This window comes from Streptomyces sp. NPDC028298, assembly GCF_055565895.1.
In genome coordinates, this window is sequence record NZ_JBVHTL010000002.1 from 1509098 (window position 1) to 1532749 (window position 23652).

19 protein-coding genes are annotated in these 23652 nt (G+C 71.7%); 9 read left to right on the forward strand and 10 right to left on the reverse strand.

Translation table 11 applies throughout. The features are described 5' to 3' along the window. Window positions 1-620: 620 nt before the first annotated feature. Window positions 621-1187 carry a DJ-1/PfpI family protein gene (locus tag ACZ4TO_RS15055; RefSeq protein WP_382790383.1) on the forward strand — a complete coding sequence of 189 codons (567 nt, stop codon included), beginning with the start codon at window positions 621-623 and terminating at the stop codon, window positions 1185-1187. Between the two features lie 87 nt (window positions 1188-1274). Here the strand turns inward: ACZ4TO_RS15055 and ACZ4TO_RS15060 are convergent, their stop codons facing one another. Beyond that, window positions 1275-1940: an HAD family hydrolase gene (locus ACZ4TO_RS15060; protein ID WP_382790386.1), complete on the reverse strand. Its 666-nt coding sequence runs from the start codon at window positions 1938-1940 to the stop codon at window positions 1275-1277. A 57-nt stretch (window positions 1941-1997) separates the two neighbouring features. Further along, window positions 1998-2513, reverse strand: coding sequence for a DUF6912 family protein (locus ACZ4TO_RS15065; RefSeq protein WP_382790388.1), 516 nt, complete (start codon window positions 2511-2513; stop codon window positions 1998-2000). 346 nt (window positions 2514-2859) lie between these two features. Here ACZ4TO_RS15065 and ACZ4TO_RS15070 point away from each other — a divergent pair, with 346 nt between their 5' ends. Further along, on the forward strand, window positions 2860-3540 hold the full coding sequence (locus tag ACZ4TO_RS15070) for an Rv3235 family protein (RefSeq protein ID WP_382790391.1): 681 nt from the start codon (window positions 2860-2862) through the stop codon (window positions 3538-3540). Window positions 3541-3763: 223 nt separating this feature from the next. Here ACZ4TO_RS15070 and secA read toward each other — a convergent pair whose 3' ends face one another. Continuing rightward, entirely contained in the window at window positions 3764-6610 is a 2847-nt protein-coding gene (gene secA, locus ACZ4TO_RS15075; protein ID WP_385048877.1) for a preprotein translocase subunit SecA, read from the reverse strand. Between the two features lie 244 nt (window positions 6611-6854). Between secA and ACZ4TO_RS15080 the strand changes: the two genes are divergently transcribed. Both ACZ4TO_RS15080 and ACZ4TO_RS15085 read left to right on the forward strand, forming a co-directional pair. Continuing rightward, window positions 6855-7421, forward strand: a complete 567-nt coding sequence (locus ACZ4TO_RS15080; RefSeq protein ID WP_468024341.1) for a GNAT family N-acetyltransferase — start codon at window positions 6855-6857, stop codon at window positions 7419-7421. Between the two features lie 91 nt (window positions 7422-7512). Further along, on the forward strand, window positions 7513-8766 hold the full coding sequence (locus ACZ4TO_RS15085; RefSeq protein ID WP_468024342.1) for a winged helix-turn-helix domain-containing protein: 1254 nt from the start codon (window positions 7513-7515) through the stop codon (window positions 8764-8766). 39 nt (window positions 8767-8805) lie between these two features. Here the strand turns inward: ACZ4TO_RS15085 and ACZ4TO_RS15090 are convergent, their stop codons facing one another. The 7 genes from ACZ4TO_RS15090 to mtnA all read right to left on the reverse strand — a co-directional run bounded on the left by ACZ4TO_RS15090 (window position 8806) and on the right by mtnA (window position 17734). Further along, the gene (locus ACZ4TO_RS15090; protein WP_382790403.1) at window positions 8806-9552 is read right to left on the reverse strand and encodes a response regulator; all 747 of its coding nucleotides are present in this window, start codon (window positions 9550-9552) and stop codon (window positions 8806-8808) included. Between the two features lie 205 nt (window positions 9553-9757). Continuing rightward, window positions 9758-10450 (reverse strand): ribosome hibernation-promoting factor, HPF/YfiA family, encoded by a 693-nt coding sequence (gene hpf, locus ACZ4TO_RS15095; protein ID WP_382790406.1) that lies wholly within the window; start codon window positions 10448-10450, stop codon window positions 9758-9760. A 315-nt stretch (window positions 10451-10765) separates the two neighbouring features. Beyond that, complete coding sequence (locus tag ACZ4TO_RS15100) at window positions 10766-11806, reverse strand: ComF family protein (RefSeq protein ID WP_468024343.1); 1041 nt, start codon at window positions 11804-11806, stop codon at window positions 10766-10768. 167 nt (window positions 11807-11973) lie between these two features. Beyond that, the gene (locus ACZ4TO_RS15105) at window positions 11974-13818 is read right to left on the reverse strand and encodes an LpqB family beta-propeller domain-containing protein (protein ID WP_468024344.1); all 1845 of its coding nucleotides are present in this window, start codon (window positions 13816-13818) and stop codon (window positions 11974-11976) included. After that, window positions 13808-15889 (reverse strand): MtrAB system histidine kinase MtrB, encoded by a 2082-nt coding sequence (gene mtrB / locus ACZ4TO_RS15110; RefSeq protein ID WP_385048863.1) that lies wholly within the window; start codon window positions 15887-15889, stop codon window positions 13808-13810. The genes ACZ4TO_RS15105 and mtrB overlap by 11 nt, the downstream gene beginning before the upstream one ends. 1 nt (window position 15890) lies before the next feature. Next, window positions 15891-16580 (reverse strand): two-component system response regulator MtrA, encoded by a 690-nt coding sequence (gene mtrA, locus ACZ4TO_RS15115; RefSeq protein ID WP_192582811.1) that lies wholly within the window; start codon window positions 16578-16580, stop codon window positions 15891-15893. An 8-nt stretch (window positions 16581-16588) separates the two neighbouring features. Next, window positions 16589-17734: an S-methyl-5-thioribose-1-phosphate isomerase gene (gene mtnA / locus ACZ4TO_RS15120; protein ID WP_382790420.1), complete on the reverse strand. Its 1146-nt coding sequence runs from the start codon at window positions 17732-17734 to the stop codon at window positions 16589-16591. A 141-nt stretch (window positions 17735-17875) separates the two neighbouring features. On the opposite strand from mtnA, the gene ACZ4TO_RS15125 reads away from it, so the two are divergent. The 5 genes from ACZ4TO_RS15125 to ACZ4TO_RS15145 are packed head-to-tail and all read left to right on the forward strand — an operon-like array spanning window position 17876 to window position 23471. Continuing rightward, the gene (locus ACZ4TO_RS15125) at window positions 17876-19195 is read left to right on the forward strand and encodes a DUF7847 domain-containing protein (protein ID WP_468024345.1); all 1320 of its coding nucleotides are present in this window, start codon (window positions 17876-17878) and stop codon (window positions 19193-19195) included. Window positions 19196-19199: 4 nt separating this feature from the next. Then, window positions 19200-19958, forward strand: a complete 759-nt coding sequence (locus ACZ4TO_RS15130; protein WP_468024346.1) for a DUF4129 domain-containing protein — start codon at window positions 19200-19202, stop codon at window positions 19956-19958. Then, window positions 19955-21163, forward strand: coding sequence for a DUF4350 domain-containing protein (locus ACZ4TO_RS15135; RefSeq protein WP_468024347.1), 1209 nt, complete (start codon window positions 19955-19957; stop codon window positions 21161-21163). Before ACZ4TO_RS15130 ends, ACZ4TO_RS15135 begins: the two co-directional genes overlap by 4 nt. Next, complete coding sequence (locus tag ACZ4TO_RS15140; RefSeq protein ID WP_468024348.1) at window positions 21163-22161, forward strand: AAA family ATPase; 999 nt, start codon at window positions 21163-21165, stop codon at window positions 22159-22161. The genes ACZ4TO_RS15135 and ACZ4TO_RS15140 overlap by 1 nt, the downstream gene beginning before the upstream one ends. Next, a complete protein-coding gene (locus ACZ4TO_RS15145) occupies window positions 22161-23471 on the forward strand; it encodes a DUF58 domain-containing protein (RefSeq protein ID WP_468024349.1) in 1311 nt (436 codons plus the stop codon). Before ACZ4TO_RS15140 ends, ACZ4TO_RS15145 begins: the two co-directional genes overlap by 1 nt. Window positions 23472-23652 lie beyond the last annotated feature (181 nt).

Sequence of the window (23652 nt, forward strand, 5' to 3'; positions counted from 1 at the left end):
CTGGCTCCTGTCGCGCGCCGTTGCGTGACGTTGAAGGAAATACGGTCTCGTCGCTTCCGACGCAACGCCGTGACGCGGGGTGTCCGGTCTGGTTCGACGCTATGCCGCAAGGGGAGACGAGCGGGGCGGTATCGGCCATTCTGGGCCGTCCCGGGGAGTGTGACGCCGCTCTCGCCGACGTCCGTTCCCCGGGTGCCGTCGGCGTACGGATCGCGTTGCCGTGGGCGCTCGCCGCGTTTCCGCTCGCGCACACGGCCGTCGCCGTGGTCCCGTCCCGTCCGTGAAGATCAGCGATCGACGCCCGGTCACGGATGTCGTCCGTGCGCTCCGGGCGCGGGGCAGGGGCGACGATGCCCCCGCGAGATATCGCGCTGATCACGCCACCAGGCTATCGCCCCCGACCGGGGGGTCGTCATGAGCCGTATGTGTACAAAACCGGGGGTGGAACTTTGACACTATGCACAGGGACGAACAGGGCGACGGCATGCAGTACGGGCCGACTGCGGGCTACCGTCGTCCTACGGACCGTGTTCCGCCCCTTGGCAAGAACCTCCCCCGGAGGCAGGTTGACGGGGACGGTGAACGCGACGCGCAAGGACGGCCGACGGGAGCGCAGCACCATGGCACCGAAGATCCTCATTGTCACCGGCGACGCGGCGGAGTCGCTGGAGGTCCTCTACCCCTACCAGCGTCTGCTCGAAGAGGGGTACGAGGTCCACATCGCGGCCCCGACCCGCAAGAAGCTGCAGTTCGTGGTCCACGACTTCGAACCCGGCTTCGACACCTACACCGAGAAGCCCGGCTACACCTGGCCCGCGGACCTGGCGTTCGCGGAGGTCGACCCCGGAGCGTACGTCGCCCTGGTCATCCCCGGCGGGCGCGCCCCGGAGTACCTCCGCAACGACCTGGAGCTCCGCAAGATCCTGAAGTCCTTCTTCGACGCGGACAAGCCGGTGGCCCAGATCTGTCACGGGCCGCTGCTGACCGCGGCCGTGGACAGCCTGAGCGGGCGCCGCGTCACGGCCTATCCCGCGCTGGAGCTCGACATGCAGGCGGCGGGCGCGACCTTCCAGGACGCGGAGGCCGTCGTCGACGGGACACTGGTCTCCGCCCGCGCCTGGCCGGACCACTCCGCCTGGATGCGCGAGTTCCTCAAGGTTCTGCGCTCGAAGGCCCCGGTGAGCTGACCGGGGGCGGCGCCTTTCGGGCCGTCCGGGAGAGCCCTCGGTGGGCCGAGGGCTCTCCGTGTCCTGTCCGGGAGGCGGGCGGAGGCCTCAGGCCGCCAGTCTGCCGGCCTCCTCGACGGCCTCCTCCAGGCTGTCCACCACGGGAACGCCCGCCTCCTCCAGGCTGACGCGGCTGTGGGAGCCACCGGTGTAGAGGACGGCCCCGGCACCGACGTGCCGCGCGGCCGTCGCGTCGTCCACCGCGTCGCCGATGACCACCACGCGGCCCGGTTCGACACCGGCGAGGGCGGCGAGGTGGCGCACCATGTGCTCGGCCTTGCTGCCGCCGGAGGGCCCGGTCCGCCCGTCGACCCGCAGGAAGTGCGGCTCGATGCCGAAGCCCCGCACCAGCGGGACCAGCTCCTCGTGCCCGTACATGCTCAGGAGGGACTGGCTGCGGCCCGCCGCCTCCCATCCGGCGAGCAGCGCGGGCACGCCGTCGGTGAGCCCGCACGCCCTGCGGTGCTCGGCGTAGTACCGGTGGAAGGTGTCGTCCATGATCTGCCACTCGGCGTCCGTCGGCAGCCGGCCCATCAGCCGCTCGTAGAACCTGGGCACGGGCACGCAGTACATCGCCCGGTACCGCTCCAAGGTGATCGGCTCGAGCCCCAGCTCGGCGAACGCGGCGTTCGTCGCCCCGATGATCGCGTCATTGTCGTGGAACAGCGTGCCGTTCCAGTCCCACACAATGTGCGCGTTTCCTTGCTTCCCCATACGGAAAAAGTACCCGCCGCCACCGACAACGCGTCGTCCCGGGCGGGAACGGGGCGGCTACTCCCCGAGTCCGACCAGGCCCGGGATCTCCTGGGTGGCGAACCACAGCAGCTCGTGGTCCTCGGCACCGTCCACCACGAACTGGGCGTCGTCGTCGCCCGCGTCCGCCGCGCCGAGCGCCGCCGCGGCCGCGGTCACGTCCGTCTCGGCGTCGTCCGCGTCGACGTGCACGGCGGCCGCCTTCGCCAGGGTCACGTCCTGGGAGACCCGCACCTCGCCGAGCGCCGCGGGGTCGAGTCCCCGGTCGGGGTCGGCCGCCGCCACCCGGTCCGGGACGTCGACCGCGACGACGACCCGGCGCCGCACGGCCTCCTGGTCGATGGCCAGCAGCCGCAGCGAGGCCAGTGCCGCGCGGCTCAGCGCCGCGTACTCCAGTTCCTCGATGTCGTCGGAGACGTACCACTCGCGCAGGGCGGGCGTGACGGCGTACGCGGTGAACGGTCCCGTCTGCAGCTCTCCCGTCTTGTACGCCTCGGCGAGACCGGAGAGGGTCAGGGGGACGTAGACGCGCATGGCTGGCCGCTTTCGTAGTCGGGGCTCCGAGGGTCACGCGGTGCGAGCACTCCGGGGAGGGCCGTCCCGCGCCTCCGGGGAGGGTCTTCAGGATACGTGCGGGCGTCCCCTTTCGAGGCCCCGGCCGCACCCGTCGCGGCGTCCACCCGAGGCCCGCGATTCACCCGGTACTCCCCCTCGCCGCCAAGGGCTCCGCGCCTCCGGGCCACCCTGATAGGTGATCTTTCCTGCGGCCGTGGCGCGCGCCCGCCGTCCTTGCGCCGGCCTCCTCCCGGCTCGTACAAGATCCCCGACACGAAAGTTACCGGCGGGTATCGCCGGTCCGGACGACGAGCGGGGACGACGCATGAACAAGGTGATGACGAGGACCAGGCGCCACCCGGGCACCCGTCCGCCCGGCCGTCAGGACTCCCGCCGCCCCGGCGGCGCCCCACCGCGCACCCCGGGCACGGGCACCCCCGCCCGACGCCCGACCGGCACCCCGCCCCAGGACACGACCCCGGCTCCCGCCCCCTCCGCGGGCCCACCGCACGGAGAAGCCCGGACGGGCACGCCACGGCTGAGGGAGGCGGCCGGGACCGGCCGGGAGGGCAGGACCGGCGGAGAAGCCCGGACGGGCGTCCTGGCGGCGGGAGCGGCCGGGACGCCCGCCACGGCGGCGGCCGGGGCTCCCGTACGCCCCGCTCCGGGGCCCCGTCCCACCGACGTCTTCGCCGAGCGGCTGCTGGCCGTGCTGAGCGGCGCCCGCCCCGTCCACTGCATGCTGCGCCACACCGCGGGCCGGGCCTACGACGAACTGGTCCGGCTCGCCGAGCGCGGCCCGCTGCGCACCCGCGGCGCCCGCCCCGTCGTCCGGGACATCGGCTACTACGTCGCCCGCCCGGACGCCGTCGAGGCCTTCGCCCGCATCGGCGCCGGCGACCAGCTCCGCGCCATGGCCTTCCGGCTGGAGCAGGGCCCCGACCTCCGCTGGCGCTGCACGGCGATCGAACTCGGCATCCCCCGCACACCCCACCCCCACGACTGATCGAAGTCCGCCCCAGCCCGGCCCACGCCCCCGGGGACGTCCGCACACGGCCCGGCGACGTCCGCACCACGGCCCCGGGACGTCCGCACCATGGCCCCGGAAACGTCCGCAGGGTCCGGGCCGGAGGTCTCCGGACGCGGGAAGGGCCGGACACCAGGTGTCCGGCCCTTCCCGCGTCATCCGGTCGCCTGCGGCGGCACTGCCCGCCGCACGCGACCCTCACTCACTTCTTGCGGCGGCGCACGCCACCCTTCTGGGCCTTGCGGCGCTCCGCGCGCGTGAGGCCGTCCGCCTCGGACCGCACCGGCTCGTCGCTGGCGAAGTCGCCCTCGACGATGCCGCCCTCGCCGTCCACGGTCGGCGCGGAGAAGTGCAGCCGGTCCGGCCGCTGCGGGGCGTCGAGGCCCTTGGCGCGGATCTCGGGGCGCGCCGCGCCCGCACCCGCGGGGACCGCCTCCTGCTTGGCCAGGGACGGCGCCGAGTCCTCGACCGGGACCTCCTCGACCTGCTGCTCGACCTGGACCTCCAGGTTGAACAGGTAGCCGACGGACTCCTCCTTGATGCCGTCCATCATGGCGCTGAACATGTCGAAGCCCTCGCGCTGGTACTCGACCAGCGGGTCCTTCTGGGCCATCGCACGCAGGCCGATGCCCTCCTGGAGGTAGTCCATCTCGTAGAGGTGCTCACGCCACTTGCGGTCCAGGACCGACAGCACGACCCGGCGCTCCAGCTCACGCATGATCTCGGAGCCGAGCTGCTCCTCGCGGGCCGCGTACTGGTCGTGGATGTCGTCCTTGATGGACTCGGAGATGAACTCGGCGGTCAGACCGGCACGGTCGCCCGCCTCCTCCTCCATCTCGTCGACGGTGACCTTCACCGGGTAGAGCTGCCGGAAGGCGCCCCACAGCCGGTCGAGGTCCCACTCCTCGGCGAAGCCCTCGGCGGTCTCGGCCGCGATGTAGGCGTCGATGGTGTCGTCCATGAAGTGCAGGATCTGCTCCTGCAGGTCCTCGCCCTCCAGGACGCGGCGGCGCTCGCCGTAGATGACCTCGCGCTGCCGGTTGAGCACCTCGTCGTACTTCAGGACGTTCTTGCGGGTCTCGAAGTTCTGCTGCTCGACCTGCGACTGCGCGGACGCGATGGCGCGGGTGACCATCTTGTTCTCGATCGGCACGTCGTCCGGCACGTTGGCCATCGACATGACGCGCTCGACCATCTGCGCCTTGAACAGACGCATCAGGTCGTCGCCCAGGGAGAGGTAGAAGCGGGACTCGCCCGGGTCGCCCTGACGGCCGGAACGACCGCGGAGCTGGTTGTCGATACGCCGCGACTCGTGGCGCTCGGTGCCGAGCACGTAGAGACCACCGAGGTCGTGGACCTCGTCCTTCTCGGTCCTCACGGCCGCCTCGGCCCGCTCCAGGGCGGCGGGCAGGGCGTGCGCCCACTCCTCGATGTGCTCCTCGGGGTCGAGGCCGCGCTGGCGCAGCTCCGCCTCGGCGAGGTCCTCGGGGTTGCCGCCGAGCTTGATGTCCGTACCGCGGCCGGCCATGTTCGTGGCGACGGTGACGGCACCCTTGCGGCCGGCCTGGGCGACGATCGTCGCCTCCCGGTCGTGCTGCTTGGCGTTCAGCACCTCGTGCTGGACGCCGCGCTTGGAGAGCTGCTGCGAGAGGTACTCGGACTTCTCGACCGACGTCGTACCGACGAGGATCGGCTGGCCCTTCTCGTGCTTCTCGACGATGTCGTCGACGACCGCCTCGAACTTCGCGATCTCGGTGCGGTAGATCAGGTCGGACTGGTCCTTGCGGACCATCGGCCGGTTGGTCGGGATCGGGACGACACCGAGCTTGTAGATCTGGTGGAACTCGGCGGCCTCGGTCATCGCGGTACCGGTCATGCCGGAGAGACCGGGCACTTCCTTGCCGTTGTGGTCGTGGCGCTTGTAGAGGCGGAAGAAGTTCTGGAGGGTGATCGTGGCGAGGGTCTGGTTCTCGTCCTTGATGTCCACCCCTTCCTTCGCCTCGATCGCCTGGTGCATGCCCTCGTTGTAGCGGCGGCCGGCGAGGATACGGCCGGTGTGCTCGTCGACGATCATGACTTCGCCGTCGATGACGACGTAGTCCTTGTCCAGCTTGAACAGTTCCTTGGCCTTGATGGCGTTGTTCAGGTAACCGACGAGCGGGGTGTTCACCGACTCGTAGAGGTTGTCGATGCCCAGCCAGTCCTCGACCTTGGCGACGCCGGGCTCGTGGATGGCGACGGTGCGCTTCTTCTCGTCGACCTCGTAGTCGCCGGTCTCCTCGATGCCCTTCAGGGGGTTGCCGGGCTCGCCCTTCTTCAGGCGGGTGACCAGCTTGGCGAAGTCGCCGTACCACTTGGTGGCCTGGTCGGCCGGGCCGGAGATGATCAGCGGCGTACGGGCCTCGTCGACGAGGATCGAGTCGACCTCGTCGACGATCGCGAAGTTGTGGCCGCGCTGGACGAGCTCGTCCTGGGACCACGCCATGTTGTCGCGCAGGTAGTCGAAGCCGAACTCGTTGTTCGTGCCGTACGTGATGTCGCACGCGTACTGCTCGCGGCGCTGGGCCGGAGTCATGTTGGCGAGGATGCAGCCGACCTCGAGGCCGAGGAACTTGTGGACGCGGCCCATCATCTCGGAGTCGCGCTCGGCCAGGTAGTCGTTGACCGTGATGAGGTGGACGCCGGCTCCGGAGAGGGCGTTCAGATAAGCGGGCAGGGTGCCGACGAGGGTCTTGCCCTCACCGGTCTTCATCTCCGCGACATAGCCGAGGTGGAGCGCGGCGCCACCCATGATCTGGACGTCGTAGTGACGCTGGCCAAGGGCGCGCTTGGCCGCCTCGCGGACGGTCGCGAAGGCCTCGGGCATCAGGTCGTCGAGGCTCTCGCCGTCGGCGTACCGCTGCTTGTACTCATCGGTGAGGGCCCTCAGCTCGGCGTCGGAGAGGTCGACGAAGTCCTCTTCGATGGAGTTGACCTGGTCCGCGATGCGGTGCAGTTTGCGCAGGATCTTGCCTTCGCCTGCACGCATGATCTTCGAGAGGACGGACACGGGGGTTTGTCTCCTTGCCGGTCGGGCCTGGGACGGTCGGTTTCAATGACAGTTTCAAATCACAGCTTGAGCAACGGCCATCGTAAGCGAGGACCACACCGCGCCGGGAGGTCTGCCGGTGACAGCCACCAGGACAACGGACAGGGGTCGCCGAAGGTGCCGCGTTCGCTCAGCGAAAAGTAGCGAACCGGTCACGCAGGGCAAAGGAATGGCATCCTTCCGGTTGCCCGAGCAGAATCGCCCGATGGACCCCGTCACGCTGACCACCGACCGTCTCGTCCTGCGCCCCGTGGACGTGGACGACACCGACGCCGTCTTCGAGGCCGCCCAGGATCTCGACATCCAGCGCTGGACCACCATCCCCTCCCCTTATCTGCGCGAGCACGCGTCGGGCTTCACGGACCAGATCGTGCCCGAGGGCTGGGCGGACGGCTCGGCCTTCGCCTTCGGGGTCTTCCTTCCCTCCGGGGAACTGGTCGGGATGCTCTCCATCACGATGCGCTCCCTGGGCGTCGGCGAAGTCGGGTACTGGGCGACCAAGGAGCACCGCGGCAACGGCTACACCGCCGAGGCCACCGTCGCCGCCTCCCGCTGGGCCTTCACCGACCTGTCCGTCGACCGCGTCGAGTGGCGCGCCGAGGTCGGCAACGCCGGATCCCGCGCGGTCGCCGAACGCGCCGGCTTCACCATCGAGGGAACCCTGCGCTCGGCCCTCAACAACAAGGGCGTACGCCGGGACTGCTGGGTGGGCTCGCTGCTCCCGTCGGACCTGGGCCTGCCGTCGACGGCTCCGTACCTGCCGGCCAGGTGAGCGCGGGTCCGGCTCCCGGCGCGCGACCACGAGCCGCCGCGGTCCGTCCGTGCGCGCCCCGGTTGTCAGTGGCACCGCCTAACGTGTGGGCATGACGAGTCTTCCGCGTCCCACCACCGAACTCTCCGCGGACGAAGCCCGCCGAATCGCTCTGCGGGCGCAGGGTTTCCTGGGCGCCCCGGACCGCCGGGCGGGCGTCCGGGGAGTCCTGCGGCACCTCGGCGCGGTGCAGCTCGACACGATCTCCGTCCTCGCCCGGTCGCACGAGCTCATTCCGTACGCCCGGCTCGGCGCCGTCGGCCGCAAGACCGTGGAGCAGGCGTACTGGACCTCCGCGCCCTCCGACGGGACACCCCCGGCGCCGCACGCCTTCGAGTACTGGTCCCACGCGGCCTGCATCCTGCCCGTGGAGGAGTGGCCGCACTTCGCGTTCCGCCGCCGCGCCTACCGCGCCCGCCCGCACTGGAACCACGACCTGCCGGACGGCGCCTACGACCAGGTCGTCAAGCAGCTCCGCGCCGAAGGCCCGCTGACGGCCACGGACTTGGGCGGGGCGAAGAAGACCAGCGAGTGGTGGGACTGGTCGGGCACGAAGGTGGCCGTCGAACGCGCGCTGATGTACGGCGAAGTGGTGTGCGTCGAGCGGCGCGGCTGGAAGCGGGTCTACGACCTCGCGGAGCGGGCCGTCCCGAAGGCCCTGCTGCACGACGAACTGGACGACCGGGAGTGCCTGCGCCGTCTGGTGCGCCTGGCCGGACAGTCCCTCGGTGTCGGCACCCGAGCGGACATCGCCGACTACCACCGTCTCAAGCTGGAACAGGTCGACGCGGTGATCGCGGACTCGGGTCTGGTCGCGGTGACGGTGGAGGGCTGGGGCAAGGCCCCGGGCGGCAAGGGCGGGGCGGGAGGCGCCGGCGCGAGAGCGGCCGGAAGCGCTTGGGCGGACCCCGCGGCGCTGGAGACGGTCCCGCGCGGCCGTCACCGCACGACGCTCCTGTCGCCGTTCGACTCCCTCATCTGGGAGCGGGCGCGCACGGAGCGGATCTTCGATTTCACCCACCGCCTGGAGGCGTACACGCCCAAGCCGAAGCGGGTCCACGGCTACTTCGCGATGCCGGTGCTCGCCGGCGGCCGGCTGGTCGGCCGGGTCGACCCGGCGCGGGAGGGCCGCACGCTGATCGCCCGGCAGGTCACCCTGGACGGCGCGAAGGCGGTCCCCGCGGTGGCCCAGGCCCTGGCGGAGGCCGCGGACTGGGTGGACTGCACGTCGGTGCGGGTCGAGCGGGTGGACGCCCCGGACCTGCGCGAACCGCTGACCGCGGAACTCGCGCGCATCCTGGGCTGACACCCGGCGGAGCCGTCGGACAGCGTCCGGGGGTGACGCCTAGCGGATCTCGAGGATCTTCTCCCGCATCGCGTAGACCACGGCCTCCATCCTGGAGTGCAGTTGCAGCTTCTCCAGGATGTTGCGGACGTGGTTCTTCACGGTGTTCTCGGAGATGAACAGCTCCTTGGCGATGTCACGGTTGTTCATCCCCGTGGCCACCAGCTTGAGGACCTCCAGCTCACGGTCGGTGAGCCGGGGCGCGGGCACCAGCCGGCGCTCGTCCGTGCGCTGGATCATCGACTTGAACTCGGTGAGGAGCTTCGAGGCCATCGACGGACTGATCTGCGACTGCCCGTCGGCGACAGCGCGGATGGCCGTGGCCACCTCGTCCGTGGAGATCTCCTTGAGGAGGTAACCGGTCGCCCCCGCCTTGATCGCGTCGTAGAGGTCGGCCTCCTCGTCGCTGATCGTCAGCATGATGATCTTCGCGCTGGGGGCCACCTCCTTGATGGAGGTGCACGCCTCGATACCGCCGCGCTTGGGCATCCGTACGTCCATCAGCACGATGTCGGGCAGCAGGTCGGCGGCCTTGTCGACCGCCTCCGCCCCGTCCCCCGCCTCACCGACGACCTGGATGTCCTCCTCGGCCGCGAGCACGATCTCCAGACCGCGGCGGAAGAGGGCGTGGTCGTCGACGACGAGAACCCTGATGGGCTCCTCGCGTGAAGGACCCCCGCTCAGGCCGGAGGCGACGACTCCGTCGCCGGTGCCGCCGGCACGCATCGGTCCGAAGCTGTCCGCCATCGTTCCTCCCCCTGAAGGCCGTGGCCTGTGTTTCCGTGGCATCGCCAACCCAAGGCAACGACCCACCGGTTGGGCCGGTGCGGCCATGATTCCACGTCCGGACGGCGGCGGGGTGACGGAGCGGGGCGTGAAGTGGTCGCACACCGGTGCCCCTGGGGGCGCACTCGCGCTCCAGGGGCACCGGCTCATCCGTCACCGGAGACGGTCAGCCGCCGAGCGCGCCACCCGGCGCGTCCGCTCCGCCCTGGGTGACCATCGGGTCCGTGCTGAGGTGGATGACCCCGTAGTCGTACGCGTGGCGCCGGTAGACGACGCTGGGCTCCTTCGTCTCGGAGTCGACGAAGAGGTAGAAGTCGTGCCCGACCAGCTCCATCTCGTAGAGCGCCTGGTCGAGCGTCATGGGTGCGGCCACGTGGGTCTTCTCCCGGACGACACAGGGGCCTTCCCCCATGATCTCGAGAGAGCCGATCTTCTTGGTGGGTACGGCGTCCGGCTCCTCGTCGTGGACGACGTCACCGCTGCCGTTCAGGGTCGCGGCCCCCGGGACGACGTCGGCGACCTCGGCCGCCGAGATCCTGCCGTTGCCACGGCGGGTGTAGCGCTTGTCGTGCTGCTTGCGCAGCCGGGCCTCGAGCTTGTCCGCGGCCAGGTCGAGTGCTGCATACGCGTCGCTTGCCGCTGCCTCCGCCCGGATCACAGGCCCGCGGGAGTGGAGCGTGATCTCCACCCGGTCACTGCGGTCGGCCTGTCGGGGGTTGGGCTCCTTGGACACCTCGACGTCGAGGCTGATCACCTTGCCATCGAGCTTCTGGATCTTCTCCAGCTTCAGCTTCTCGGCCACGTGCTTGCGGAACCGCTCAGGCACCTCGGTCTTGCGGCCCTTGACGACGATGTCCACGCAGAACTCCGTTCCCGGATAGCCCCGCTCCACTGGCGGAGCATCTCCCTTTTGCACCAGGCTCCGGTGAGCCCCGGAACCTCGGACTCGGTGACTTTCACCTCCTCCTCCCCCAAGGACAAGATCTCCACCCCACCGATGCGGGTGATTGCCGGAAAGTCACGCTTCGGCACTCGGATGCGCGAGGTACGGCCTGCGCCATTGCCTCACAACCGAACATATCTCGCCCGGACGGATGTCGTCACCCTCTACTGATACGTACCTCCGTTCAGGTGAATTGACCCTCTCGTTACCTGCAACGATGCAAGTTCTCGGTCAGTTCCGGTTTATTTCGAAGGCGTCCGGCGGCGCCGCGATCACGGCCGAGCAGACCATGTCGCCGCTCCTTCCTTCGGCGTGCTCCCTACCCCCGATCCGCCCGAACACCTCCGCACCTACCGTCCTCTCACCCGTCCATCCCAGCGCCCGCACACCCGACTGCGCCGTGCGCACCGCCCGGGCCGCCTCCGCCAGCGAGGCCCCCGTCGTCATCAGGTCGTCCACCAGCACGACCCGCCCGCCCTCGGCCAGCAGCCGCCCGCCCCCGGCGACGACCTCCAGGGCGCCGGCCAGATTCGCCGCCCGCTGACGGGAGTTCAGCCCCGACTGGTCGGCCACGGCACGCCGCTGCCGCAGCACACCGAGCACCCGGGCCGGTGTTCCGGAGCGCCGCAGCTCCCGCGCCGCCGCGAGCGCGATCCGCCGCACCGGATCATGACCCCGCGCCCGGACCGCCCACCGAGCCGACGGCACCGGCACCAGCAGCACGGGCCCGCGCCCCGCCCCGGCCTCCCGGACCGCCGCACCGCCGGTACCGGCTCCGGTCTCCCGGACCGCCACACCGCCGGTACCGGCTCCGGTCTCCCGTATCCGCGTACCGCAGCCGCCCGGACCGGCCCGCTCTCCCCGCACGTCCCTCCTCCCGGACCCCAGCTCTCCCCACACGTCCCCCTTCCCGAACCTCTGTGGTGCCTGCGGAGCCACGGGCCGCCCTCCCGGACCAAGTGGTCCAGGACGCCCCGCGGGCCCCAGACCTGCCCGCACAGCCCCCGCGAGGGCCGCGCCCAGGGGTGCCGCCAGCGCCAGCGCACCCCGTTCCTTGTGGGCGAGGAGCATGGCCCGCACCTCGTCCCCGTAGGGAGCTGCCGCGTGCACCACGGACAGCCCCGCCGGCTCGGGCACCGGTCGCACCCGGCACGGTGCGGCCCCCGTCAGGGCGGCACGGCACTCGGGACAGAGCACCGTGCGAGGCGTCCCGCAGCCTCCGCACTCGGCCGGCAGCACCAGATCCGTGAGGTCCCGCCACCACCCCCGCATGGCCACCACTGTGCCAACGCCCGGCCCCCTCGGCCACCCCTGTGGAAAACCGCGGAGAAGGGCGGAGAACCGCCTGTGGACGGCTGTACCCGACCGCTCCCGAAACGGCGGTGGGCCCGCCCGGAAAACCGGACGGGCCCACCTGAGCGGCACGGACGCACACGGCACTACCCCGGATAGACCGGCGCCGTCCCGTCCTGGACCACCTTCTGCCACTGCTCTCCCGCCGACAGCCGCACGATCCCGTCCGCCTCCGAGTGCGCCACCAGCGGCAACTGCTCGTCCTCCGACGCGGCGATCTCCTTGACGTTGGCCAGCGCGGAGGGCGAGGTCCCCAGCGGGGTGGAGCCGTCGACCTGGACGTACTGCATCTGCTGCACGCCACCCTTCTCGCTGCCGACCACCACCAGGCGGCTGTCCCCGGCCCAGGACATGGCCGTGACCTCCTCGAGCTGGGGCGCCACGGAACCCAGTCCGACGATGAACGCGCCGTCGGGATCGTCGCCGCCGCCCCGCTCGATCCGTCCGATCTGCAGCGAGCTCTTGCCGTCCTTCTCGACGATCAGCGCGACGCGCACACCGTCGGCGGCCACCCGCACCGCCTCGATGCGCCCGTCGAGCTCCGGCGCCTGCACGACGACGGGCTCGCCCGCGCCCTTGCGCAGCAGAAGCAGCCTGGGGTTCTTCGGGTCCCGGTCGGCCACCCACAGATCACCGTGCGTGTCCCAGCTCGGCGTCGTCAGCCGGTCGTCGGCCGTCCTGCCCTGGCTGCGCACCACCGGCTCGGCGAGCGAACCGCCCGGCACCAGCGACCCGACGTACAGGTTCCGGCCGTCGGCCGACACTCCGGCGGCGGTGTCCTCGTCCCGCGAGACCGCGGCCGCCCGCAGCTTCTTGTCGCCCTCGCCCAGCGCACCGGGCACCGGCTCGGGCTTCTTGTCGCGGTTGCCGCCGGGCATCCGTACGAGCCGCTGCTCGTGATCGATGAAGTACTGGTACTCCGGGTGCTCGCCCGTGCCGTGCGAGGCGACGCTCTCGGCCTTGGCCTTGGTCAGCGCGCAGAGCTGCGAGCCGTCGGACCGCTGGAGCTCCACCTCGTCGACACCGGTGGGGGTCAGATCCCGCAGGGTGAGGAGGATCTGCGCGGCCATCTCCCGGCACTTGGCGCTTCCGACCCGGTCGGCCCGCTTGTTCAGCGGCACCGTGACGCTGTTGCGGTCGTCGGGCGACAGCGACACGGCGCTGTTCTTCAGCTCGGTGCCCGAAGGGAAACTCGACCTGGCCACCGGGTCCAGCCACGTCGTGGGCCCCTTCAGCAGGGCGCGCACGATCTGCGTCATCGGGTCCACCTGCGCGCGCACGTAGACCGGGTCGGCGACGACTCCCAGGGGGCGGTCGGCCCCGGAGGGTCCGTTCGACGCGTAGTAGTACTTGTTGACGGACACGTAGTTGCGCTGGAAGTCCGACGCACCCATCACGACGCCCTGCGGCAGCCCGTCGATACGCCACTGCTTGTTGCTCTTGAGCTTCGTCAGATGCACCGATCCGCTGTACTGGCCGGCGTCCGGCCCGTACGCGTGCCAGGCGTCCACGGTGGCGACCTTGGACCCGTTCAGCCGGAACAGGACGTCGCGGCTGCCCTCCTTGGTCCCGGAGGGCGCTCCCACCGGCTCCGGCGCGTCCGCGAGGACCGTCGTCGAACGGTAGGGGTCCCACGTCTTGCGCGCGCTGTCGGTGAGGTACTTGCCGGCCGTCTCGTACTTGGCGTCGTCACTGGTCAGCGCCTCCAGGAAGCCCTGGACGATCTCCGCCGCCGAGGCACCGGGATGCGGCGGCATCGCGTAGACGCGGACCTGCGAGTCCTGGCGCGGGGTGGACTCCACCCCGCGCAGATCCCCGCTGTCCGGCATCGAGGCGCACCCCGCCAGCAGCAGGGCGCCACACCCGGCGTACACCATGACGCTTGCCGAACGGCGTCCGCGGATGCCGTTCCCCCCGCGGTCAGCGCCCACGAAATGCCTCCCCATGTCCGAGCTCCTCCGGCGTCTCGCCGTCCCGCCCCCGCTCCTGCGCGGTCCGTTCCCGGCCGGTGCCGGATGTCTCCTCCTGGCGCCGCAGCGCCCCGGCGGGCCGGGGCACCACGCGGGCGCCGTTGCCGGGCAGCGCCGTCGGATCGGCCGTGGGCGAGGCCCCGGCCAGCCGGGGGGCCATGGCCCCGCGCGGCGGTATCGGATCCGCCGCGGACCCGGCCTGCTGTACGGGAACCGTGGCGCGCTTCGTGGCGCCGCCGTGCGGCAGCCCGGCGTCGTCGAGTCCGCGGTTGCGCCGGGAGTCCTTGGGTTCCAGGGGTATCGGTGATCCCCTGAGCGGCTCATCGGCGGTGCGCGGCAGGGTCAGCCGGAACTGCGAACCGCCGCCCGGCTCGCCCCAGGCCTGCAGCCAGCCGCCGTGCAGCCGTGCGTCCTCCAGGGCGATGGACAGGCCGAGACCCGTTCCGCCGGTGGTACGCGCGCGTGCCGGGTCGGCCCGCCAGAAGCGGCTGAACACGCGGGTCGCCTCGCCGGGCTTGAGCCCGACGCCGTAGTCGCGGACCGCGATCGCGACCGCTCCGCCCGCCGCGGCGAGCTTGACGACGACGTCCTTGCCCTCGCCGTGCTCCACGGCGTTGACGACCAGGTTGCGCAGCACCCGCTCGACCCGCCGGGCGTCCGCCTCGGCGATCAGCGGCTGCTGGTCGCCGACGACACGTATGTGGGTGCCCTTGCGCTCGGCGAGCGGCTCGGCTCCGCCGACCACCCGTCGTACGACCTCCCTGAGGTCGATCGCGTCGGCCTCCAGGGCCGCCGCGCCCGCGTCGAACCGGCTGATCTCCAGCAGGTCGGCGAGCAGCGTCTCGAAGCGGTCCAACTGGTCGGCGAGGAGTTCAGCCGACCGCGCGGTCACCGGGTCGAAGTCCACGCGCGCGTCGTGGATGACGTCGGCGGCCATCCGCACGGTGGTCAGGGGAGTACGCAGTTCGTGCGACACGTCGGAGACGAACCGCCGCTGCATGCGCGACAGATCCTCGAGCTGCTGAATCTTGAGCTGGAGGTTCTGCGCCATCTTGTTGAAGGCTTCGCCCAGACGAGCGATGTCGTCCTCGCCGGTGACCTTCATACGTTCCTGGAGGCGTCCGGCGGAGAGCCGCTCGGCGATCCCGGCCGCCATGCGCACCGGTGTCACGACCTGGCGCACCACGAGCCAGGCGATGGCCCCGAGGAGCACCACGACGAACAGTCCGGCCGTCGCGAGGGTGCCCTTGACCAGGCTCAGCGACTTCTCCTCCTGCGTGAGCGGGAAGAGGTAGTAGAGCTGGTACGCGTCCCCGTTGGGGTCGCTGACCTGCTTGCCGATGACCAGCGCCGGCTGGGACTCCCGGCCGTCCTTGTAGACCACACGGGTGTAGCTCTGCGCCGCCGCGGTGCTCTTGTCGACCCGGGCGCGCAGGTTCTCGGGGACGCTCACGGTCGGGTCCACCTGGCCCGAGTACCGGGGTGCGAGACCGCCGCTGCCGTCGCCCGAGGCGGTGGAGTTGAGGGTGACCACGTCGAACGCGCCCTGTCCGCCACTGGACAGGGACACGACGAGGTCGGTCATCCACTGGCTGACGTTCTTCGACCGTCCGTCCGTGGCGGCGCCGTCGTCGCCGTTCGCCGTCGCCGCGGAGTCCGCCTTCTGCTTGGCCACCGAGAAGCCGCCGGTGGCCTGGCTCTGGGAGGCCCGCACCTTGGCGTCCAGCAGGCCGTTGCGGACCTGCCCGATCACGACGAAGCCGAGCAGCAGGACGACGCCCATCGACATCAGCAGCGTCGTCGCTACGATCTTGAGCTGGATGTTGCGCCGCCACAGCCGCATCACGGGCAGCAGCGGACGGCGCACCCAGCGTATGAGCAGCCGGAGAACCGGACTGCCCTGGACCCCGCCCTGGAGCAGTCCTCCTTCGAAGAACCGCTCCCAGCGGGAGCCCCTCATCTTCCGGCCGACAGGCCGCCCCGAACGATCCCCCAGCTCAGCGGACGCCGAAGCGGCACTGTCCCATGACATGTCAGCTCGGTCCTGCCTTGTATCCGACGCCTCGGACGGTCACCACGATCTCCGGGCGCTCCGGGTCCTTCTCGACCTTGGAGCGCAGTCGCTGGACGTGCACGTTGACGAGACGGGTGTCCGCCGCGTGCCGGTAGCCCCACACCTGCTCGAGCAGGACCTCACGGGTGAAGACCTGCCACGGCTTGCGCGCCAGAGCGACCAGCAGGTCGAACTCCAGCGGCGTCAGCGCGATCGACATGCCTTCCCGCTTCACAGAGTGACCGGCGACGTCGATGACGAGATCGCCGATCGAGAGCTGCTCGGGTGCCGGTTCCTCCGAACGGCGCAGCCGCGCCCTGATCCGCGCCACCAGTTCTTTTGGCTTGAACGGCTTCACGATGTAGTCGTCGGCGCCCGACTCGAGGCCGACCACGACGTCGACGGTGTCGCTCTTCGCCGTGAGCATCACGATCGGCACCCCGGACTCCGCCCTGATCAGGCGACACACCTCGATGCCGTCCCGTCCGGGCAGCATGAGGTCCAGGAGCACCAGGTCGGGCTTGGCGTCACGGAAGGCGGCCAGCGCCTTGTCGCCGTCGGCTACGAAAGACGGCTCAAAACCTTCACCACGCAACACGATGCCGAGCATCTCGGCCAGTGCGGTGTCGTCATCGACGACAAGGACTCGTCCCTTCATAAACGACATCATCCCATTAACTAAATCGTTACCTGGCGTGACAAGTCACACAGCTCGGCGAGAGCCTCAGCCGTCACGGGCGAAACAACGCCCTCTTCGGTGACGATCGCCGTGATCAACTCCGGCGGCGTCACGTCGAACGCCGGGTTGTACGCCTGGGTCCCCAGGGGTGCCACAGGTATACCCCCTCCCGGCTCCGCCCCCGCCACCGGGACCTGCGGAGCTGCGATCTCCGTCACTTCATGACCCGCGCGCTGCTCGACTTCGATGGACGCGCCGTCGGGCGTGTCCTGGTCGATCGTCGTCACCGGCGCCACCACGATGAACGGCACGTGGTGGTACCTGGCCAGCACCGCGAGCGGATAGCTCCCCACCTTGTTCGCCACCGAACCGTCGGCCGCGATGCGGTCCGCGCCGATCAGCACGGCGTCCACCTCCCCGGCCGCGAACAGCGAGCCCGCCGCGTTGTCGGTGAGCAGGGTGTACGCCATGCCGCTGCGCGCGGCCTCGTAGGCGGTCAGACGGGCGCCCTGCAGCAGGGGCCGCGTCTCGTCCACCCAGAGCCGCCGCAACTGTCCGGCCCGGTGCGCGGCGAGCGCCACGGCGAACGCGGTGCCCTCGCCGCCGGAGACCAGCGCCCCGGTGTTGCAGTGCGTGAGGATCCGGTGGCTGCCGCCCGGCAGCAGCTCGTCGAGCAGCGCGAGGCCGTGCTCGGCCATGCGCGCGCTCGCCTCCGCGTCCTCGCGGTGCAGCGTCCGCGCCGCGTTCAGCGCGGCCGCCGCGGCCACCGTCTCGTCGCCGCCCGCGGAGAGCGCCGCCCGGTGGGCCGCCTGCGCCCGGCGCACACCGACCGCGAGGTTCACGGCCGTCGGCCGGGCACCGGCCAGGGCGTGGGCGGCCTCTTCCACGTCGAAGCCGCGTACGGCCGCGAGCGCGACGCCGTACGCACCGGCGATCCCGAGCAGCGGCGCACCGCGCACCGCGAGCGTACGGATCGCCTCCACCAGGGCCGGCGCGTCCGTGCACACCAGCTCGACCTCCTCCGCGGGGAGCCGCGTCTGGTCGAGAAGGACCACCACGGGACCTTCGGGCGGCTCGTGCCAGCGGATCGCGGGTATCTCCGTCGGTCCACTGTCCTCGCGGGGTTGCGCGTAGTGATCGGCCATTCGCCCAGTCTGCCCCGTACCCGGCGGACTATTGAAGGTGTGCAGCCCATACGGGGCCCCGTACTCTGCCGGGCACGCCGTGACACGATGGCTGCCAACCTGCCGCCGCGACCGCGGGACGGGCACCGTGAAGGAGCGACGATGAACGACACTCCGGGCTGGGCGTCGCCCGGATCCGCCCCCTCCGGCGAAGAGACGCCGGACTCGTCCGGCACCCCGGGGCCCGCGGACCAGGACGGAGCGAACCCGCCCGAGCAGCCGTCGAAGTGGTCCAAGGAGCAGCCCCCGCCCGGCCAGTGGTCCGCGCCCGCCCCGCAGGGGCCCGCGCAGGCCCCGCCGCCCCCCGCGCCCGGCCGGGGCTGGGCCGGCCGTCCGCCGGGCGGTCAGAACGGTGGACACGGCGGCTGGGGAGGCCCCGGACAGGGCACCCCGGGAGGCCCCGGCGGCTGGGGCAGCGGCTGGGGCGCGCAACCGCCCGCCGCCAAGCCCGGCGTGATCCCGCTGCGCCCCCTCGGCGTCGGCGAGATCCTGGACGGCGCCGTGTCGACCATGCGCGCCTACTGGCGCACGGTCCTCGGCATCTCGCTGGCCGTCGCCGTCGTCACGCAGGTCGCCGTCATCCTGCTCCAGGGCTTCGTCCTGGACAGCACCGACACGGACGCGCTCGACGACCCCAGCGCCACCCTCGGCGAGCTGAGCCGGGCCATGGGCGACGCCCTCCTCGGCTCCGGTCTCGTCCTGCTCGTCACCCTGCTCGGCACCATCGTCGCGACGGCCCTGCTCACCTCGGTGACCAGCCGTGCCGTGATCGGCAAGCCGGTGACCACCGGCGAGGCGTGGCGCGACGCCCGTCCCCAGCTCGCCAGGCTGCTCGGCCTGACCCTGCTGCTCCCGCTCATCGCCGTCGCGATCCTCACCGCGGGCGCGCTGCCCGGTCTGCTCGTGGTGGCGGGCGGCTCGACGGACGCCGGCCTCACGCTCGCCGTCCTCGGCGCCCTCGCCGCGGGTGTCGTCGCCCTCTGGCTGATGATCCGCTTCTCGCTCGCCTCCCCCGCCCTGATGCTGGAGAAGCAGAGCATCACGAAGTCGATGCGCCGCTCCGCGAAACTCGTCCGCGGCTCTTGGTGGCGGGTGTTCGGCATCCAGCTCCTCGCCACGATCATCGCCAACATCGTGGCGTCGATCGTCGTGATCCCCTTCGCCGTCCTCGCTGCCGCGCTGAGCGGCGACGGGTTCACCGGCTTCCTCGACAGCTCCGGCGGCGACCTCGGCTGGACCTACCTCATCGTCAGCGGCATCGGCTCGGTGATCGGATCCATGATCACCTTCCCGATCACCGCGGGCGTCACGGTCCTCCTGTACATCGACCGGCGCATCCGCCGCGAGGCCCTCGACCTCGATCTGGCCCGGGCCGCCGGCCTCCAGGGATACGGCACCACCGGCACCACACCAGGGAGTTGATGCGGTGAACGGGGCGGGGGGAGTTCTCACGGCGGTGCTCGCGGGGCCGCACACCGGTGCGATCACGGTCCTCGCGTCGGCCCGCGACGACACACCACCGGTGACCACACCGCGCGAGGCCGCACGGGAGGCGGCCAGACGCGAACTGTCCAAGCGGATGTACCACGAGAACGACCCCAGCCTCGTCCAGCGTGCCCTCAACGCCTTCTGGGACTGGGTCGACCGACTGTTCGGCGCCGCCTCGTCCGCGACGCCCGGCGGAACACTCGGACTCGTGGTCATCGTCCTCGCCGTCGTGGCGGTCGTGGCCGCCCTGTGGTGGCGCCTGGGCACCCCGCACCGCGCCCCCGCCTCGTCCGCCGCCCTCTTCGACGACCGCCCCAGGAGCGCCGCCGAACACCGCGCCGCCGCCGAGGCGCACGCCGCCCAGGGCCACTGGAACCAGGCGGTCCAGGAACGGATGCGGGCCGTCGTACGGTCCCTGGAGGAACGCGCCCTGCTCGATCCGCGCCCCGGCCGCACGGCCGACGAGGCCGCCGCGGAGGCGAGCCGCTCCCTGCCCTCCCACGACGGCCGACTGCGCGCCGCGGCACGCGACTTCGACGACATCACGTACGGCGGCCGCCCCGGCGACCCACGCGCGTACCAGCACCTCACGGACCTCGACCGCGACCTGGAACGCACCAGGCCCGTCCTCACGGACAGCGCCGCCGGCCCGCACCCGAAGACGGACCGCAAGGGCCACCAGGGGGCCGCGTCATGACCGAGGCCACCCTCACCCCCACCTCGTCCTCGCCCACCACCTCGTCCTCGGCCACCACCCGCCAGATCTGGACCCGAACGCGCGGAATCGCCCTCGCGCTCGTCCTCCTGCTGGCGGCCGCCGTCGCGATAGCCGCGGTCCGCTCGGACGCCCGGCACGGCCGCCTCGACCCGCGCTCCGCCGACCCCTCCGGCAGCAAGGCCGTCGCCCGGCTCCTCGCCGACCGGGGAGTGTCCACGCGCGTGGTCACCACCCTCGGCGAGGCGCGCTCGGCGGCCGGCCCCGACACCACCCTGCTGATCACGTCCCCCGACCTGCTGACCAGGCATCAGCAGACCGACCTGCGCACGGCGACGGAACAATCGGGCGGCCGTACGATCCTGATCTCCCCCGGACCGCCCTCCCTCGGCACCCTCGCCCCCGGCGTCACCGCCGACCCCGCGGTCAGCTTCGACTCGACGCTCTCCCCCCGCTGCGATCTGCCCGCCGCGCGCCGAGCGGGCAGCGCCGACACCGGCGGCATCCGCTACAGCACCACCGACCAGGACGCCGACACCTGCTACCCGAGCGAGGGACTGCCCACGCTCGTACGCGTGCCGGCCCGCGCGGGAGGCGGCGACACCGTCGTGCTCGGCGCCCCCGACATCCTCTACAACGACCGCCTCGACGAGCAGGGCAACGCCTCGCTCGCGCTCCAACTCCTCGGCTCCCGCACCCATCTGGTCTGGTACCTCCCCTCGCTCTCCGACGACTCGGCCACCGACACGGGCAGCCGGAGCTTCTTCGACCTGCTCCCCTCGGGCTGGCTCTGGGGCACCCTGCAGCTCCTCATCGCGGCCGTCGTGGCAGCACTGTGGCGGGCCCGCCGCATGGGCCCCCTCGTACCCGAACGGCTTCCCGTCGCGATCCGCGCCTCCGAGACCGCCGAAGGCCGCGCCCGCCTCTACCGCAAGGCCGCCGCCCGTGACCGCGCGTCCGCCGCTCTCCGCTCCGCCACCCGCACCCGCCTCGCCCCCCTCATCGGCGTACCCCCGGCCCAGGCGCACGCGCCCGAGACCCTGCTCCCCGCCCTGGCCACCCACGTCGACGGCGACCCGGGCGCCCTGCTCCCGCTCCTCTTCGGGCCGCCGCCCCGCGACGACGCGGCCCTCGTCTCCCTCGCCGACCAACTCGACGCCCTCGAAAGAGAGGTACGCATTTCATGATGGACCCGACCACTGACAACGCCGGGTACACCGGGTACACCAAGGACGCGGACACCGCCCGCTCCTCCCTGGAAGCCCTGCGCACCGAGATCGCCAAAGCCGTGGTCGGCCAGGACCCCGCTGTGACCGGCCTCGTCGTCGCCCTCCTGTGCCGCGGACACGTTCTCCTCGAAGGAGTCCCCGGCGTCGCCAAGACGCTGCTCGTCCGCGCACTGGCGTCCGCCCTGGAACTCGACACCAAGCGCGTCCAGTTCACCCCCGACCTCATGCCGAGCGATGTCACCGGCTCGCTCGTCTACGACGCCCGCACCGCGGAGTTCTCCTTCCAGCCCGGCCCGGTCTTCACCAACCTCCTGCTCGCCGACGAGATCAACCGCACGCCTCCCAAGACCCAGTCGTCGCTCCTGGAGGCGATGGAGGAACGCCAGGTCACCGTCGACGGCACACCCCGGCCGCTGCCCGAGCCCTTCCTGGTCGCCGCGACCCAGAACCCGGTCGAGTACGAGGGAACGTATCCGCTCCCCGAGGCCCAACTGGACCGCTTCCTCCTCAAACTGACGATCCCGCTGCCCTCCCGCCAGGACGAGATCGACGTCCTCACCCGCCACTCCGAGGGCTTCAACCCGCGCGACCTGCGCGCCGCGGGCCTGCGTCCCGTCGCCGGCCCCGCCGACCTCGAAGCCGCCCGCGCCGCGGTCGCCAAGACGACGGTCTCTCCCGAGATCACCGGCTACGTCGTCGACCTGTGCCGCGCGACCCGCCAGTCGCCCTCGCTCACGCTCGGCGTCTCCCCGCGCGGCGCGACGGCCCTGCTCGCCACCGCCCGCGCCTGGGCCTGGCTGACCGGCCGCGACTACGTCATCCCCGACGACGTGAAGGCCCTGGCCCTGCCGACCCTCCGCCACCGCGTTCAACTCCGCCCCGAGGCCGAGATGGAGGGCGTGACGGCCGACTCCGTCATCAACGCGATCCTCGCCCACGTCCCCGTCCCCCGCTGATGGCACTCACCGGACGCGCCGCTCTCCTGGCGGCCCTGGGCGCGCTCCCCGTCGGCATCTGGGGGCCGAGTTGGACAGGCGTCCTCGCCGTGAACGTCCCCCTCGCCCTGGCCTGCGCCTGCGACGCCGCCCTCGCGGCCCCCGTACGACGCCTGGGCCTGACCCGCTCCGGGGACACCTCGGTGCGCCTCGGTGAGGCCGCCGACGTCACCCTCACGGTCACCAATCCCTCCGGCCGCCTTCTGCGCTCCCACGTCAGGGATGCCTGGCCGCCCAGCAGTTGGGAACCCGGCACGGAGGTCGAGGCCTCCCGCCACCGTATGACGGTCCCGGCGGGCGAACGCCGCCGTGTGACGACCCGTCTGCGCCCCACCCGCCGCGGCGACCGCCGGGCCGACCGTGTCACGATCCGCTCGTTCGGCCCGCTCGGTCTGTTCTCCCGTCAGGGCAGCCACGAAGTCCCCTGGGCCGTACGGGTCCTGCCCCCCTTCACCAGCCGGAAGCACCTCCCGTCCAAGCTGGCCCGGCTCCGTGAACTCGACGGCCGCACCAGTGTGCTGACGCGCGGTGAGGGAACGGAGTTCGACAGTCTGCGCGAGTACGTTCCCGGCGACGACACCCGCTCCATCGACTGGCGCGCCACGGCCCGCCGGACGACGGTCGCCGTACGGACCTGGCGTCCCGAGCGCGACCGTCACATCCTTCTGGTCCTCGACACCGGCCGCACCTCCGCGGGCCGTGTCGGCGACGCGCCCCGCCTCGACGCCTCCATGGACGCGGCCCTGCTCCTCGCCGCCCTGGCCTCCCGCGCCGGCGACCGCGTGGACCTCCTCGCCTACGACCGCCGGGTACGCGCCCTGGTCCAGGGCCGTGCGGCAGGCGACGTCCTTCCGTCCCTGGTCAACGCGATGGCGGGGCTCGAACCTGAGCTCGTCGAGACGGACGCCCGCGGCCTGACCGCCACAGCTCTGCGTACGACCTCGCGCCGGTCCTTGATCGTGCTCCTGACGACCCTCGACGCCGCTCCGGTCGAGGAGGGCCTGCTCCCGGTGCTCTCCAGCCTCACCCAGCGCCATACGGTGCTGCTGGCATCGGTCGCGGACCCGCACGTCGCGCGGATGGCGAAGGCCCGGGGCGACATCGACGCCGTGTACGAGGCAGCGGCGGCGGCCCAGGCCGAGGCGGGACGTCAGCGCACCGCCGAGACGCTACGACGTCACGGGGTCACCGTCGTGGACGCGACTCCGGACGATCTCGCGCCGGCCCTGGCGGACGCCTACCTGGCGCTGAAGTCCGCGGGTCGCCTGTAAAAACGCCACCAGTAAAACCGGCACCGGCCAGGAAGCCGAAAGCCGGCCCACAACCCGGCATTGACGGAGAGTGGAAAAACCGGCCCTGAACGCAGAAAACCCCCGGACCGGTATCCCCGGTCCGGGGGTCTTCTCACAATTTGTTCGGCGGCGTCCTACTCTCCCACAGGGTCCCCCCTGC